This is a genomic window from Stenotrophomonas sp. STEN021 (assembly GCF_056760175.1).
Genome location: NZ_JBRREH010000055.1, coordinates 1 through 14,671, shown reverse-complemented (window position 1 = coordinate 14,671; position 14,671 = coordinate 1). Strand labels below are relative to the sequence as shown.

The 14,671-nt window shown below is 64.6% G+C and carries 13 protein-coding genes; 8 read left to right on the top strand and 5 right to left on the bottom strand.

Annotated elements, in window-relative coordinates; all coding sequences use genetic code 11:
• Positions 1 to 59: 59 nt before the first annotated feature.
• The 4 genes from ACVOL0_RS12800 to hemH all read right to left on the bottom strand — a co-directional run bounded on the left by ACVOL0_RS12800 (position 60) and on the right by hemH (position 4,654).
• Positions 60 to 2,216, bottom strand: a complete 2,157-nt coding sequence (locus ACVOL0_RS12800) for a methyl-accepting chemotaxis protein (RefSeq protein WP_481549432.1) — start codon at positions 2,214 to 2,216, stop codon at positions 60 to 62.
• Between the two features lie 13 nt (positions 2,217 to 2,229).
• Positions 2,230 to 2,706, bottom strand: a complete 477-nt coding sequence (locus ACVOL0_RS12795; protein WP_481549431.1) for a hypothetical protein — start codon at positions 2,704 to 2,706, stop codon at positions 2,230 to 2,232.
• 125 nt (positions 2,707 to 2,831) lie between these two features.
• Positions 2,832 to 3,695, bottom strand: a complete 864-nt coding sequence (locus ACVOL0_RS12790) for an alpha/beta fold hydrolase (protein WP_481549430.1) — start codon at positions 3,693 to 3,695, stop codon at positions 2,832 to 2,834.
• On the bottom strand, positions 3,692 to 4,654 hold the full coding sequence (hemH, locus tag ACVOL0_RS12785; protein WP_481549429.1) for a ferrochelatase: 963 nt from the start codon (positions 4,652 to 4,654) through the stop codon (positions 3,692 to 3,694). The genes ACVOL0_RS12790 and hemH overlap by 4 nt, the downstream gene beginning before the upstream one ends.
• 254 nt (positions 4,655 to 4,908) lie before the next feature.
• On the opposite strand from hemH, the gene ACVOL0_RS12780 reads away from it, so the two are divergent.
• The 8 genes from ACVOL0_RS12780 to ACVOL0_RS12745 all read left to right on the top strand — a co-directional run bounded on the left by ACVOL0_RS12780 (position 4,909) and on the right by ACVOL0_RS12745 (position 13,523).
• On the top strand, positions 4,909 to 5,814 hold the full coding sequence (locus ACVOL0_RS12780) for a lipid-binding SYLF domain-containing protein (RefSeq protein ID WP_481549428.1): 906 nt from the start codon (positions 4,909 to 4,911) through the stop codon (positions 5,812 to 5,814).
• Positions 5,815 to 5,888: 74 nt separating this feature from the next.
• Positions 5,889 to 6,116 carry a Sec-independent protein translocase subunit TatA gene (gene tatA / locus ACVOL0_RS12775; protein WP_481549427.1) on the top strand — a complete coding sequence of 76 codons (228 nt, stop codon included), beginning with the start codon at positions 5,889 to 5,891 and terminating at the stop codon, positions 6,114 to 6,116.
• A 15-nt stretch (positions 6,117 to 6,131) separates the two neighbouring features.
• A complete protein-coding gene (gene tatB / locus ACVOL0_RS12770; RefSeq protein WP_481549426.1) occupies positions 6,132 to 6,659 on the top strand; it encodes a Sec-independent protein translocase protein TatB in 528 nt (175 codons plus the stop codon).
• Positions 6,656 to 7,405: a twin-arginine translocase subunit TatC gene (gene tatC / locus ACVOL0_RS12765; RefSeq protein ID WP_481549425.1), complete on the top strand. Its 750-nt coding sequence runs from the start codon at positions 6,656 to 6,658 to the stop codon at positions 7,403 to 7,405. Before tatB ends, tatC begins: the two co-directional genes overlap by 4 nt.
• Before the next feature lie 97 nt (positions 7,406 to 7,502).
• Entirely contained in the window at positions 7,503 to 11,105 is a 3,603-nt protein-coding gene (locus ACVOL0_RS12760; RefSeq protein ID WP_481549424.1) for a hybrid sensor histidine kinase/response regulator, read from the top strand.
• Positions 11,090 to 11,956, top strand: coding sequence for a CheR family methyltransferase (locus tag ACVOL0_RS12755; RefSeq protein WP_481549423.1), 867 nt, complete (start codon positions 11,090 to 11,092; stop codon positions 11,954 to 11,956). Before ACVOL0_RS12760 ends, ACVOL0_RS12755 begins: the two co-directional genes overlap by 16 nt.
• A complete protein-coding gene (locus ACVOL0_RS12750; protein ID WP_481549422.1) occupies positions 11,953 to 12,534 on the top strand; it encodes a chemotaxis protein CheB in 582 nt (193 codons plus the stop codon). The genes ACVOL0_RS12755 and ACVOL0_RS12750 overlap by 4 nt, the downstream gene beginning before the upstream one ends.
• Positions 12,525 to 13,523 (top strand): diguanylate cyclase domain-containing protein, encoded by a 999-nt coding sequence (locus tag ACVOL0_RS12745; protein ID WP_481549421.1) that lies wholly within the window; start codon positions 12,525 to 12,527, stop codon positions 13,521 to 13,523. Before ACVOL0_RS12750 ends, ACVOL0_RS12745 begins: the two co-directional genes overlap by 10 nt.
• A 59-nt stretch (positions 13,524 to 13,582) precedes the next feature.
• On the opposite strand, the gene ACVOL0_RS12740 is transcribed toward ACVOL0_RS12745, so the two are convergent.
• Entirely contained in the window at positions 13,583 to 14,485 is a 903-nt protein-coding gene (locus ACVOL0_RS12740; RefSeq protein WP_481549420.1) for a BPSS1780 family membrane protein, read from the bottom strand.
• Between the last annotated feature and the right edge of the window lie 186 nt (positions 14,486 to 14,671).

Below are 14,671 nucleotides of genomic sequence, written 5' to 3'. Positions count from 1 at the left end.
TGCTTCTGCTTTGCTTTTGCTTCTGCGTTTACGCCTGTTTTTCTGCAACAACCGCAACCTCACCCCACTAGGCGTATCACCTCAGCTCCACCAGCATCCGAATAACGAAACACCGAAACCGCCTCCGCCAATGCACTGGCCTGCTCTTCCATCGAGCGCGCAGCCGCACTGGCTTCTTCCACCAGGGCCGCGTTCTGCTGGGTGGTTTCATCCATCTGCACGACGGTGTGGTTGACCTGTTCGATGCCGACCGATTGTTCCTGCGAGGCAGCGGCGATCCGCGCAACGATATCGCTGACCTGCTGCACCGAGACGACGATCTCGCTCATCGTGCTGCCGGCCTGCGCGACCAGTGCCGCACCATCATCCACCTTGCCCATCGAGTCGCCGATCAGTTCCTTGATCTCGCGTGCGGCGGTGGCCGAGCGCTGCGCCAGGCTGCGTACTTCCGATGCCACCACCGCGAAACCGCGCCCCTGCTCACCGGCACGCGCGGCTTCCACCGCAGCGTTCAGTGCCAGGATATTGGTCTGGAAGGCGATGCCGTCGATCACCCCGATGATCTCGGCAATGCGCTTGGACGACAGTTCGATCGCACGCATCGTCGATACCACCTGGCCGACCACATCGCCGCCACGTGCGGCGACATCAGCCGCGTCAACTGCCAATTGATTGGCCTGCCGCGCCGAAGCGGCGTTCTCGCGTACGGTGGAGGTCAGTTCCTCCATCGACGCCGCGGTTTCTTCCAGGTTGGCGGCCTGCTGTTCGGTACGCCGCGACAGGTCGTCGTTGCCGGCCGCCAACTCGTGCGCGGCAGTGTTGATCGCCAGTGAACATTGCTTGATCTGCCCGACGATGCTGGTAAGGCGTTCGGCGGTGAGATTGGCGTCGGTCTTCATTGCCTCGAAGTCGCCGGCATAGTCGCCCCGCACGCGATGATCCAGATCACCGGCAGCCAGCGCGGACAGCATCGCGCGCAGTTCGCCGGTGGTGGTGGCAACAACCTCCAGCAACTGGTTGATGCCGGTGGTAAGCGTCTGGATGAAGCCGGCCTCGCTTACCGTCTGCAGGCGCTGGTCGAGTGCGCCTGCCGAGGCGGCAGCGACGATGTCGGCCACGCTGTTTTCCAGCAGCAGCTCCTGGGTGCGGTCGTGCCATTCCACTGCAAACCCGCTGCGGCTGCCGTCGGCATTGAAAACCGGCGTCACCACCTGGCTGAAATGCACCGGGCCGATCGTGATCTGGCCGTTGTGCACTTTCTTGAGTTGGTCGAGCATGCCGCGGATGCGCGCCGGGTTGGCGTGGAAGCGGTGGATGCTGCTGCCAACCAATGTATCGACGTTGAAGTCGGGGAAGGCCTTGCGCAGCGTGTCCTGCTGGTTGCGCAGCAGCGCGACCACCGAGCGGTTGACGTAGCGGATGATGTGCTCGTTGTCGGCAATCATCATGCCGGTGCGGGAGGCGTCCAGCGAGGCGCGGATCTGGGTGTTTTCGTGGTGCAGCGCGGCTTCCTGCTGGTGCTTCTGCTCAAGCTGGGTGCGCATGCGCAGCACGCCATCGGCCAGGGTGCCGGCCGCGAAGCTGCGTTCGTCGCCAATGGCATCGTTGCTTTCCCCACTGGCGATCGCATCCACCATCGCGCGCAGGCGTGCAGGTGCAGCCCCAAGGGTCAGTACCTGGCGTCGCAGCTGCACCGCCATCGCGCTGATGAAGGCGGTCTCCACCACCACGTACAGCGCGTGCAGCAAGACAATGCTCAGGCCGCTGCCCGCTGCGAATGCGCGTACCGGCAGGCCGCGGGTCTGCAGCCAGTAGAAGGCCAGGTGATGCACGCTGATCGCTGCGGCAGCGACTACCACCGGTATCCAGTCGCGGTAGTACAGCAACAAGGCGATCACCACGAACACGCCGAAGTGCATTTCCACCAGGCCATTGGCTTGCTGGATGGTGGCGGCAACCAGCGCCATCAGCACCAGGGCCACGGTCACCCTGCTGAGCAGGCTGCCCGGTGCCAGCTTGATCTGCACCGCCATCAGCGCCAGCGAAGGCAGGCTCACGGCATAGAACGGCAGCCATTGCCCAGACCACAGTGCCAGCGCCAACGACGCCAGACCGAGGATCAGACCGAAGTACAGGAACAAGCGGTCCGCCGCGCAGGCCAGCTGCGTGTAGTAGGCGTCGGGAGGTGGCGTCGTGGCGTGGGGGCGAATGGACATCGGGAACTCCTGGTCAACAGGAACAGCTGGGCGGAAGGAATAAGGGTGGGGTGTGTTCGGCCAGCAGCGCAGGCAGCCAGCTGGCCAGCGCTGCACTGCTGCGGCCACAGGCCAGCGCGGAGGGCTGCAGGGGGCCGGCATAGAGCGGGCTGCCATCGGCGGCCAACAGCAGCAGCTCATGGGCGGCAAGTGTGTTCAGTGAGATGGCCAGTCCGCTTTGTGCCTGCAACGCAGCACTGATCTGCTGCCAGGCCTGCTCGCTTTGTTCGCAGGCGCAGCCGGGAGTGCTCAGGCGGATCGCCAACGGTGCGTTCGTTGCAGGCAGTTGCCCCTGCGCGCGCAGTCGATCCACCAGCGCCGTCACCGCGGCTTCGTCACCGGTGGGACGGTGGCCTAGCGCGACAACGCTGGTGGTGGTCCAGCCCAGCCAACAGGCGAGCAGGATCAGGCCGGTGATGACACCGGGCCGAAGGGCGGGGCGGGGGGGCATGCGATGGTGGGGCGCGCAGCACCCGTTGCGGGGCTGCGGGACATCTTCTCGATTACGGCAATGCCGGTGTTATCGGCTGCAGCGGCTACTACTGAAGCCGATGCGGTTAGCATCGGCTTCCATATTCAGCTGGGGTCGGGCAATGTCGCGATGAAGCCTTGGATGATTGCGGCGACCGCCTCGGGGTCATCCATGTGCACATGGTGATGGCCGGGCAGGGTGTGCAGGCGGCCATCGGGCAGCAGCGCCGCGCGCTGGCTGCGTTCGGGCTCCGGGAAGTAGGCCTGGGCTGGCGTGGCATAAATCACCTGCACCGGGCAGAGAATGGCGCTGACCACATCGCAGACCTGCTCCTCGGTCATGCGTACCGCGGTGGGCAGCATCAGCCGTGGGTCGCTACGCCAGCTCCAGCCACCGTCGACCGGTTTGACCCCACGTTCGATCAGCAGCCGCGCCGAGGCCTCGCTGAGCTGGTTGACCATCATCCGCGCGCGTACCGGTGCGCTCAGGTCGGGGAATACCCGCAATTGCTTGGCATCCAGCTTCAGCATCGCTTGTACATAGGTGCGCAGGCGCTGCACGGTTTCGTCGGCCGGCGCGGCAAGTCCGCCCAGTGCTTCGATCGATACCAGTGCCTGCACGCGCTCACCGGCCACGGCGGCGACCAGGCTGGCAATCGCAGCGCCCATTGAATGGCCGAGCAATACAAAGCGGTCCCAGCCCAGCGCATCGGCAATGGCCAGGGTCTGCACGATGGCGTGCGGGGTGGTGTACGGCGTGGTCAGCGGCAGATGGTCGCTATAGCCATGGCCGGGCAGGTCGACCATCACCAGGTCCAGCGTCGGCAACTGTGCGGCCAGCGGCAGGAAACTGGCGGCATTGTCGAGCCAGCCATGCAGGGCAAGGACCTTCAGGCCTTCCGGGTTGCCGGTGCGCAGGCCGGCCACGCGGATGCCATCGAGCTGCAGTTCAAAAGGCGTTGCGTTCATGCCGTTTGCGCTGCCGCCAATGCTGCCAGCGCGGTGGCGTGGGCAGGGCTGTCGTTGAGGCAGGGAATGTAGCGCATGCGTGCGCCACGTTCGGCCAGGGTTTCGCTGAAGCCCATCTGCACTTCTTCCAGCGTTTCCAGGCAATCGGTGGCAAAGCCCGGGCAGACCACGTCCAGGGTCTTGATGCCGCCCTCGGCCAGTTCCCAGAGCCGTGGCTCGGCGTAGGGCTGCAGCCAACGCTCGCGGCCAAACCGCGATTGGTAGGCGAGTTCCCATTCTTCGCTGGTCAGGCCGAGCGCTGCGGCAATGGCCTTGGCGCTGGCTTCGCAGCGCTGCGGGTAGGGATCTCCGGCGTCGGCCAGGCGTTGCGGGATGCCGTGGAAGGAGAACACCAGCTTGCCGCCACGGCCATGTTCGGCCCAGTAATCGGCAATGGAGGTGGCGACCGCGGCGACCCAGGCCGGGTCGTCGGCATAGTCGCGGATGGTCTGCACCGCCACCTTCGGGTTGCGTGCCTGCCATTGCTGCACGCGGTCCTCCATCGAAGCGGTGGTGGTGGTCGAGTACTGCGGGTACAGCGGCAGCACGACGATCCGCTGGATACCCTCGGCAGCCAATGCATCCAGTGCCGACAGCATGGCGGGTTGGCCATAGCGCATGGCTTCGCGTACCCGCCACTGTGGCAGCTGCTGCTGCATGGCCTGGGCCAGGCGCCGGGTATGGACCGCCAGCGGTGAGCCTTCGGGCAACCAGACCTGGGCGTACTTCTGCGCCGAGCGGCCGCTGCGCAGCGGCAGGATCAACCCGTACAGCAGTGGTTTCCACAGCAAGGCCGGGATCGACACCACACGGGGGTCGCTGAGAAATTCCGCCAGATAGCGCCGCACCGCGGGAGCGGTAGGGGTGTCGGGCGTGCCTAGATTGACCGCGAGCAACGCGGTGGTGGGGGCGTTGGACATCCGGTCATTTTCGCAGGTATGGGCAAAGAAGGGAGCGCTGCGGGTCTGGGTGTAGTGCCGGGCCATGCTCGGCAGGGGCTTTCACCATGGCGCCAAGCCAGCCATGCACGGGGATCATCGGTAACGCCCCTGCCGAGCATGGCTCGGCACTACGGGTGATCATGCCTCACACCCGCTCACCAGCTATTCAGAGCCGCGCTACTAATTTCAGGCACTTGCGCTATCTTTCTATGCATCGACCTACGGAGTTACCCATGCGCCGCCTGCCGTGCCTTGTGCTGCTGTTGTCCGCGAGCCTGTTGTCCGCCACTGCTGTCGCCGGTCCGCAGGAAGATCAGCGTGCCCGCAATGCGGTGCGGGTGCTCAGTGAAATCCAGAACATCCCCGAGCAGTCCATCCCGGACAAGCTGCTGGATGAAGGCCGCGCCATCATCGTCCTGCCGGATACCATCAAGGCCGGTCTGGTGCTGGGTGGGCGGCGTGGCCACGGTCTGATGTCGGTGAAGATGGCCGATGGCAGCTGGTCCAACCCCGTATTCATCAAACTTACCGGTGGCAGCATCGGCTTCCAGGCCGGCGTGCAGTCTTCGGATGTGATCCTGGTGTTCCGCAACGACCGCAGCCTGGACAACATCGTCAACGGCAAGTTCACTCTCGGCGCCGACGCCGGTGTCGCCGCCGGACCGGTTGGCCGCAATGCCTCGGCAGCTACCGACGGCCAGCTCAAGGCTGAAATCTGGTCGTGGTCGCGCGCGCGCGGCCTGTTCGCCGGCGTGGCGCTGGACGGTGCGGTGCTGCAGATCGACGATGCCGCCAACCTGGATGCCTACGGCCAGAACACCACGCCGCGGATGATCCTGGAGGGCCGCCTGAATACCGCCCCATCTTCCGATGTCGTGTCCTTCCGTGATCGTCTGGAAGAGTCCACCTATACCGCGCGCGAAAAGCGTGGCACCCAGGGCAGCGTTGCCCCGGTGGTGGCAAGCGCGCCGCGCAGCAATGCGGTCAGCGTGCAGGCGCCGGCGGTCACCACGGCCGGCAGCGATACCGCAACCACTGCGCCGTTGCAGCAGGCCACCGCTGAACCGGCACCGCAGCAGGGCTTCCAGCCGGTCTCCGAAGGCGAGATCCGCACCGAAAGCCTGGACGGCGGCAACTGACCTTTGGCATAGCGATCAATTAAGACCTGGTGCGCTATGCTCGACAACCTCCACACAGATAACGCGAGCAGATCATGGGCAGTTTCAGCATCTGGCACTGGTTGGTCGTGCTGGTCATCGTGCTGCTGGTGTTTGGCACCAAGCGGTTGACGAGCGGCGCCAAGGATCTGGGCAGTGCAGTCAAAGAGTTCAAGAAGGGCATGCGTGACGAGGACAAGCCGGCTGCACAGCTGAGCGACGAGTCGCGCGGCGCCGAAAAGAGCGCCGAAAAGCAGGCCGAGCACGACCGCGACGCGCGCTGACCCAGAGCGCACGACGTGTTTGATATCGGCTTCAGCGAACTGCTGCTGATCGCAGTGGTTGCCTTGGTGGTCCTCGGCCCGGAACGTCTGCCCAAGGCAGCGCGGTTTGCCGGGCTGTGGGTGCGCCGTGCGCGCAACCAGTGGGACTCGGTCAAGCAGGAGCTGGAGCGCGAGCTGCACGCCGAAGAGCTCAAGCGCAACCTGCAGGACGTACGTCAGTCGATGCAGCAGGCCGAGGCCGGGCTGCGCGACCAGGCCGGACAGGTGCGCAACGAGGCCGATGCTTTCAAGCGTGAAGTGGAGCTGCCGGAATCGGCCGCCGAGCGGGTAATCGAGCCACGCACCATTGAGCCACGCCCGCTGGCGTCTGCCGACGCGAGCGATGGACAGCCATCCGCAGCTGCGGGGCTTGCTCCGCACGAAGCGGCCGCTGCACCCGTCAGTGACCCTGCCACCGAAACTGAATTCAACCGCAGCATCCCCTTGGATGATGTGCCGGCAAGTGCCGGGCAGACCCCGCCAAGCCAGGAGCGGGCGCCATGAGTGCGGCGGATTTCAACGAAAGCAGCCTGATCGAGCACCTGATCGAACTGCGTTCACGGGTAATGCGCGGGCTGCTTGGGCTGGGCGTGGTGCTGCTGGCGCTGCTGCCGTTCTCGCGCACCCTGTACACCCACCTGGCGACACCGCTGATATCGCAGCTGCCGGCCGGGCAGTCGATGATTGCCACCAATCCGGCCGGCGCGTTCTTCGCGCCACTGAAGCTGACGTTCTTCGCTGCCCTGTTCGTTGCCGTGCCCTGGCTGTTGTACCAGGCCTGGGCGTTCGTGGCGCCAGGCCTGTATGCGCGTGAAAAACGCCTGGCGCTGCCCTTGCTGGGCTCGGCGGTGGCGTTGTTCTACATCGGCTGTGCGTTCGCCTATTTCCTGGTGCTGCCGGCGGTGTTCCACTTCCTGACCACCTTCCGCCCGGAAGTGATCGCGATCACTCCGGATGCCAATGCCTACCTGGATTTCGTGCTGGCCATTTTCTTTGCCTTTGGCGCCAGTTTCGAGCTGCCGGTGGCGATGGTGATCCTGGTCCTGCTGGGCTGGGTAAGCCCGCAGCAGCTGCGTGAAGGCCGCGGTTACGCGATCGTCGGTATCTTTGTGCTGGCGGCGGTGCTGACCCCGCCGGATGTGGTGTCGCAGCTGATGCTGGCGATCCCCATGTGTTTCCTTTACGAGCTGGGTATACATGCCTCGCGCTGGCTGCAGCCACGCGACCAGGGCAAGACCGCGGCACCCTGATTCAACCGTAGCAGGCGGTCGTCAGCAATCTGCGCTATTTTCACTGAAACATGCCGCGCGGATGGGCAGGCGTGGTGGCACCCGGGGGAATACCTGCATGACGCTGAAGAAAGAGAGCTGGATCAACAATCTGTCGCTGCTGAACAAGATGCTGGCGGCATTTGGTTTGTTCTTCCTGTGCTTCCTGGCCACCAGTGTGGTCAGTTACCGGACCTCCGGGCAGGACGACGCCGCGCGCAAGCGCGAGGCGGTGCAGCTTGAGGTCATCAACCAGATCGAAGACGCCATCCAGGCGGTGCGGCTGCAGCAGATAGCCATCCGCAGCTACCTGCTGGGGGACGGTGAGCGGCAGATGGAGGCGCTCACCCAGTTGCGCGAGCGCCGCGATGCGGCCATGGAGGCGGCTGTGGTTGCTGCCGGTAGCGGTGACGTGGCCGAGCGCCTGCGGCGCACCCAGCAGCAGGCACGCCTCTGGGACAGTGAAGTCATGGCGGTACTGCGCCCGGCTGGCGATGCCGCGCCACGCAGCCAGCTTGAGATGCTGCATGCGGTCAGCAATGGCGGCCAGGGCAATGCCCTGGCGGAAACACTGGATGGCATCTACAACTCCGAAGTCAGCCTGATGCTGAATGATCGGGCGCAGATGAGCCTGTGGATCGCCAAGGCGCACGATATTTCGCTGGCCCTGCTGGTGATCGGCCTGGTGATCGCCATCGCTATCCTGTGGCTGGTGTCGCGGGTGATCATCACGCCGATCAACCGCCTCACCGAAAAGATGACGCGGCTGGCCAGCGACGATCTGGAGATAGAGATCGATGGCCTCGGCCGTGGCGATGAGATCGGCGAGATGGCCCGTGCGATGGAGGTGTTCCGGCGCAATTCGGTGGCTTCGCGCGATGCCAACTGGGTCAAGCTCAGTGTTGGTGAAGTCGGTGCCGAGCTGCAGGTGGCGCAGACCCCGGATGACTACGCGCAGGCGCTGGTGTCACAGATCGCGCCGCGCATCGATGCACCGATCGGCGTGTTCTTTGCCTGGAACGAGGCAGACCAGCAGCTGCGCCTGCAGGGCAGCTATGGCTTCCAGCGGCGCAAGCATCTGGGCCTGCAGTACGCGCTGGGCGATGGCCTGATCGGCCAGGCCGCGCTGGAGCGCAAGCGCATCAGCGTGCAGCAGGTGCCGGACGAATTTTTCGGTGTGCACTCGGCCTTGGGTGAAGCACAGCCGCGCCATCTGGTGGCGGTGCCATTGTTGCTGAAGGACCGCCTGCTGGGCGTGTTCGAATTCGGCACCTTCGGCCATTTCAATGCCACCCAGGAAGCCTTCATCGACTCCGTGCTGCCGACCGTGGCGCTGGGCCTGGACAATATCTGTCGCGCCGACGAGACCCAGCTGCTGCTGGACCATACCCGCGCGCAGGCGGAGCAATTGCAACGCTCGCAGCTGGCGCTGCAGACGCAGGAAGAAGAACTGCGCGCTACCAACGAGGAGTTGCAGGGCAAGACCGTGGAGCTGGAAGAGCAGGCGCAGCGTCTGTCCGCTTCCGAGGAAGAGCTGCGCGTGCAGGCCGAGGAACTGCAGGCTTCCAACGAGGAGCTGCGGCAGAAGACCGAAGTGCTCAACGAGCAGAAGGACGTGCTGCAGGTATTGCAGCGCGAAACCGAGTTCAAGGCGCAGGAACTGGCACGCGCCAGCCAGTACAAGACCGACTTCCTGGCCAATATGTCGCACGAACTGCGCACCCCGCTCAACAGCCTGCTGATCCTGTCCAAGGAGCTGGCCGAGAACGAGAGTGGGCACCTGGATGTGGAGGAAGTGGAGGCCGCCGCGGTCATCCACGATTCCGGTTCCAACCTGCTGCGGCTGATCAACGACATCCTCGACCTGTCCAAGATCGAGGCCGGCAAGATGGACGTGCATCGCGAGGAAGTGCGGGTAGATGCCATCACCCGCGAGGTCACGCGACACTTCCGCCACATGGCGATGGAGAACCGCCTGGAGTTCGCCATCGACGTCGACCCGTCGATGCCCGAGACCCTGGTCACCGATCGTTCCAAGCTGCAGCAGGTGCTCAACAACCTGCTAGGCAACGCCTTCAAGTTCACCCGCGAAGGCTCGGTGACCCTGCAACTGGCGATGGCCAACACCGCCATGTTGACCCGTATCGGTGCGGCGGCCGAGGACCAGCATGTGGCATTGACGGTACGCGACACCGGTATTGGTATTCCCGAGGAACGCCTGGACTCGATCTTCGAGGCCTTCGAGCAGGTCGATTCGAGCACCAGCCGCCACTACGGTGGCAGCGGTCTGGGCCTGGCCATTGCACGGCGTCTGGCGCAGCTGCTGGGCGGCCAATTGGTGGTGGACAGCGAGCAGAACAAGGGCAGCAGTTTCAGCCTGGTGCTGCCGCTGCTGTCGGCCGGCATCAACAGCGCCGTTGCCGCCAGCCAGGCCGCCATCGAACAACGGCCTGCGCCCACGCCGGGCCCGGCCCGTGTCGCCACCGCGCAGCTGATCGACTGGATTCCCGATGATCGCCACGCCATCGCCGCCGGCGAAACGGTGATTCTCACAGTGGAAGATGACCCGGCCTTCGCCCGCATCCTGGTCGACCTGATCCGCCGCAAGGGCCACCGCGCGCTTGCCGCCGCCGATGGCGAAAGCGGCCTGGAACTGGCACGCCGTTATCGCCCCACCGGCATCCTGCTGGACGTGATGTTGCCGGGCATGGACGGCTGGTCGGTGCTGCAGCACCTCAAGCATGACCCGGTCACCGCCGGTATCCCGGTGCACTTCATCTCCGCCGTGGATGAGGCCGCCAAGGGCGTGGCCCTGGGTGCGGTCGGCTACCTGACCAAGCCGGTGGATCGCAAGGCACTGGTGGCCGCGTTCGACCACCTGCTGGATGTGGCCGGCAAGATCGTGCGCAAGTTGTTGCTGGTCGATGACGATCCGGATTCGCGGCTGGCGTTGACCCGCCTGCTGCAGGCCGACAACGTCGAGATCGACCAGGTCGCCTCGGGCGAGGAGGCCTTGGAGCGCATCGCCACCCACAGCTACGACTGCATCGTGCTGGACCTCAACCTGGGCGGCATTTCCGGCATCGAATTCCTGGAGAAGGCCGCCACGCTGGTTGCAGTGCCGCCGGTGGTGATCTACTCCGGCCAGGACCTGAGCCGCGAGGACAGCCTCAAGCTGCGCCAGTACACCGACAGCATCGTGATCAAGGGCCAGCGTTCGCCCGAACGGCTGCTCGATGAAGTGAGCCTGTTCCTGCACAGCATCGGCTCACGCGGTGCCAGCGCCACGCCATCCGATGACAATAATCTGGGTGGCCGCCAGGTGCTGCTGGTCGATGACGACATGCGCAACCTGTTTGCGCTGTCCAAGTCGCTGCGCGCCCGTGGCGTGAATGTGTCGATGGCCCAGGACGGCTACAAGGCGCTGCAGCAGCTGCAGGACAACCCGTCCATCGAACTGGTGCTGATGGACATCATGATGCCGGGCATGGACGGTTACGAGACCACCCGCGAAATCCGCAAGCTGCCACAGTGGAACAACCTGCCGATCATCGCGGTCACCGCCAAGGCGATGCATGGTGATCGCGACAAGTGCCTGGATGCCGGCGCCAATGACTACCTCACCAAACCGGTGGACATGGACAAGCTGTTGTCGATGATGCGTGTATGGCTTCAAAAGTAGGCCCCATTGCGCCGCAAGCGCAGCGTGACGACATCGACGACATCGAGGTTGATGCCTTCATCACCGCGATGTCGCGGCGGCATGGCTATGACTTCACCGGTTACGCGCCGTCGTCGCTGAAGCGGCGGGTGCTGGCGCTGGCGAATGGACTGAACCTGCCCAGCGTCAGCGAGCTGACCGCGCGCGTGCTACGCGAAGACGACATGGTGTCGCAGGTGATTGCCAAGCTGTCGGTGCCGGTGTCGGAGATGTTTCGCAACCCGGCGGTATTCCGCAAGCTGCGCGACGAAGTCTTCCCGGTGCTGGCTTCCTACCCGCAGATCAATATCTGGCAGGCCGGTTGTGCACACGGGCAGGAAGTCTATTCACTGGCCATCCTGCTGAAGGAGGCCGGGCTGTACGAGCGCTGCCAGATCTATGCCACCGACTTCAGTGACGAAGCCCTGGCCAAGGCACAGGAAGGCATCTTCCCGATCCGTGATGCGCGCCTGTATTCGGAGAACTACCTGGCGGCCGGTGGCCGCCATACGCTGTCGGACTATTACCACGCCCGCTATGACTTCATGAAGCTGGACGAGCGGTTGAAGGAGCGGGTCACCTTCGCCAACCACAACCTGGTCTGCGATGGCGTGTTCACCGAGGCCCAGCTGATCCTGTGCCGCAATGTGCTGATCTATTTTTCCGACACGCTGCAGGACCGGGTGCTCGGCCTGTTCCGCAGCAGCCTCAGCCGTGGCGGCTTCCTGTGCCTGGGCAACCGCGAGTCGATCCGTTTCGCCCCCAGTGCGCGCGATTTCGTGCCATTGGACGCGGAGCTGCGGCTGTACCGCAATGCCGGTGGCTTACTGTGAAAACCGCATCCGGGCAGCCTCCACAAGCCGTTGTGGTGGGGTGCTCGGCGGGCGGGCTTGCTGCCCTGCATCAATTGCTGGGCGGCCTGTCAGCGCCGTTGCCGGTGCCGATGGTGGTGGTCTGCCACAGTGGTTCGGAGGATATGCGGGTGTTCTGCGAGCTGCTGGCCAGCCGCAGTGGGCTGCCGGTGGAGGAGGCCGAAGAGCGCCAGCTGCCCGAGCCCGGGCGGGTCTATGTGGCGCCGTCCGGCTACCACCTGTTGATCGAGCGCAACGGGCGTTTTGCCCTGAGCATCGACCCGCGGGTGGCATTTTCACGCCCTTCTATCGACGTTCTGTTTGAATCTGCGGCCGAGGTCTGGCGCGAGCGGTTGCTGGCGGTGTTGATGACCGGGGCAAATGCCGACGGCGCCGAAGGGTGCGCGCGGGTACGACGCTCCGGTGGCACACTGATCGTTCAGGACCCGGAAACGGCGCAAGTGGCTATGATGCCGGCCGCCGCACTGGAACTGGCAGGCGCTGACTATTGCCTGCCGTTGCCCGAAATTCCCTTTTTGCTGGAAGCCTTATGCTCGTGACCAAGCCGGTGGCAGTGCAGCGCCCCAAGATCCTCGCCGTAGATGACAACCCCGCCAACCTGCTGGTGATCCGCCGGGTGCTGGCCAAGCTCGACGTGGAAGTGGTTGAGGCGGCCTGCGGCAACGATGCGCTGAAAGCCACCCTGGATGATGAGTTCGCGCTGGTGCTGCTGGACGTCTACATGCCGGACATCAACGGCTTTGAAGTGGCCGAGATACTGTCGCAGGAAGAAACCACCCGGCAGACCCCGATCATCTTCGTCACGGCGACGTATGCCGACGACGTGCACCGGCTGAAGGGCTATGGTTTTGGTGCGGTGGACTATATGGCCAAGCCGCTGGAAGCGACCATTCTGTTGTCCAAGGTGCAGGTTTTCCTGGAGTTGTACCGGCACCGGGTGGCGTTGCGTGATGCGTTGAGTGAGCTGTCCGAGCGCAACCGCCAACTGGAGATCGAAGTCGAGCAGCGCAAGCAGATGGAGCAGGAAATGCGCCACCTGGCCATGCACGACATGCTTACCGGGCTGCCCAACCGCGCCTTGTTCATGGACCGGCTGGAGAGCGCCCACCACCGCGCGCAACGCAACGGCGGCATGTTCGCGCTGGTCTACGTGGACGTGGATCGCTTCAAGGCGGTCAACGACACCTGGGGCCATGGCACCGGTGATGCGGTACTGGTCGAGCTGGCTGCGCGGTTGCGTGGCGCGCTGCGTGAGAATGACACCGTGGCCCGGCTGGGCGGCGACGAATTCGCGCTGGTGCTTGAAGAGCTCGACGACATCAATGATGCCCATCATCTGATGGAGCGGGTGACGCAGTCGTTGCTGGCACCGATGCACTACCAGCGCGATGGCGAAGCACTCACGCTCAGCATCGCCGCCAGCATCGGCCTGGCGGCCTACCCGGCTGATGGCGCCGAAGTGGATGCCCTGCTGCATGCTGCCGACCAGGCCATGTACCTGACCAAGCGCAGCCGCGACACGGTGTGAAACAAAAAGGCCGCGCATCGCTGCGCGGCCTTGCTGCAAGCAACGTGAGCGCCTCTGGATCAGGCTTCGAACACGTGACCGTTGCTGACCGGCGGCAGGGTCGGGCCGCTTGCATCGGCCGGTGCAAGCATCTGCTTCCATGCCGCATACACCGCGCCGGCAAAGACCGGCATCAGTATCGCCATCAGCAGCAACTGCGCGATTGCCATCGCGGCAACCTGGCCGGCGATCAGGCCGATGAACAGCGCCACGATGATCACCGCGAAATAGATCGCGAAGATGGCGATGAAGGCCAGTACGAAGAACACCAGCATGGCCGGCAGGTTGTGGATGCTGGCACGCAGGCTTTCGCGCAGTGCGTGCATGCCGCTGGAGCGCTCGAACATCACCTGCGGGGGCATCACGAACAGTGCAAGCGTCAGCGCCACGAAGCTGGCGATCAACAACAGCAGCCACAACAGGATGCGCCCGGCCGGCAGCGTCGCCACCAAGGCTTCGATCTGCGCCGGGTCCGGTTGTGCGCCGGATTGGCTGAGCTCATTGAGCTTCACCATCACCACCGACAGCTGCTGCAGGCCATCGGTGCCAACCAGCACCAGCAACAGCGTGCCCAGCAGCAGCGCGGCAAACAGTTGTGGCAGCAGGGCGACCAGCAGCTGCGGTGCGCGGCCTTCCTGCACGCCTTGCAGCAGGTGCGAGGGTTTGGCAACACGGCCCTGGTCGACCTCGCGGATGGCCCACAGCAGGCCGCCCATGAACAAGGGGCCGGCCAACAGCAGCAGCAGCTGCACCACCGTGCCCAGTGCAGGCACCAGCATCGACAGCGACAGCACCAGCGAGGTGCCGACGCCCCACAGGATGCCCAGCGAACCCAGCGCCAGCGGCGCACGCTTGAGCAGGCCAAAACCGGTCAGCAGCCATTCCGCACCGGCAGAGGCCGGTACCTTGCGAATCTCGCTCATTGCAATTCCGAAACGGGGGAGTGCGCGGGCAACACGCCGGCGCTGGGCGGATTATCGCCTGAAACCCGGTTCGGGTTTATGAGGACAAAGTAACGGTGGGGTTTGCTCCCTCCCTTTCGCGAAGCGGAGAGGGGGGTGGTAGTGCCGAGCCATGCTCGGCAGGGGCTTTACCGGGAAGTCCTCTGC

Excerpts from the sequence above, each read along its gene's own strand:
- ACVOL0_RS12800 (WP_481549432.1), bottom strand. The coding sequence starts at position 2,216 with ATGTCCATTCGCCCCCACGCCACGACGCCACCTCCCGACGCCTACTAC.
- ACVOL0_RS12795 (WP_481549431.1), bottom strand. The coding sequence starts at position 2,706 with ATGCCCCCCCGCCCCGCCCTTCGGCCCGGTGTCATCACCGGCCTGATC.
- ACVOL0_RS12790 (WP_481549430.1), bottom strand. The coding sequence starts at position 3,695 with ATGAACGCAACGCCTTTTGAACTGCAGCTCGATGGCATCCGCGTGGCC.
- hemH (WP_481549429.1), bottom strand. The coding sequence starts at position 4,654 with ATGTCCAACGCCCCCACCACCGCGTTGCTCGCGGTCAATCTAGGCACG.
- ACVOL0_RS12780 (WP_481549428.1), top strand. The coding sequence starts at position 4,909 with ATGCGCCGCCTGCCGTGCCTTGTGCTGCTGTTGTCCGCGAGCCTGTTG.
- tatA (WP_481549427.1), top strand. The coding sequence starts at position 5,889 with ATGGGCAGTTTCAGCATCTGGCACTGGTTGGTCGTGCTGGTCATCGTG.
- tatC (WP_481549425.1), top strand. The coding sequence starts at position 6,656 with ATGAGTGCGGCGGATTTCAACGAAAGCAGCCTGATCGAGCACCTGATC.
- ACVOL0_RS12760 (WP_481549424.1), top strand. The coding sequence starts at position 7,503 with ATGACGCTGAAGAAAGAGAGCTGGATCAACAATCTGTCGCTGCTGAAC.
- ACVOL0_RS12755 (WP_481549423.1), top strand. The coding sequence starts at position 11,090 with ATGGCTTCAAAAGTAGGCCCCATTGCGCCGCAAGCGCAGCGTGACGAC.
- ACVOL0_RS12745 (WP_481549421.1), top strand. The coding sequence starts at position 12,525 with ATGCTCGTGACCAAGCCGGTGGCAGTGCAGCGCCCCAAGATCCTCGCC.
- ACVOL0_RS12740 (WP_481549420.1), bottom strand. The coding sequence starts at position 14,485 with ATGAGCGAGATTCGCAAGGTACCGGCCTCTGCCGGTGCGGAATGGCTG.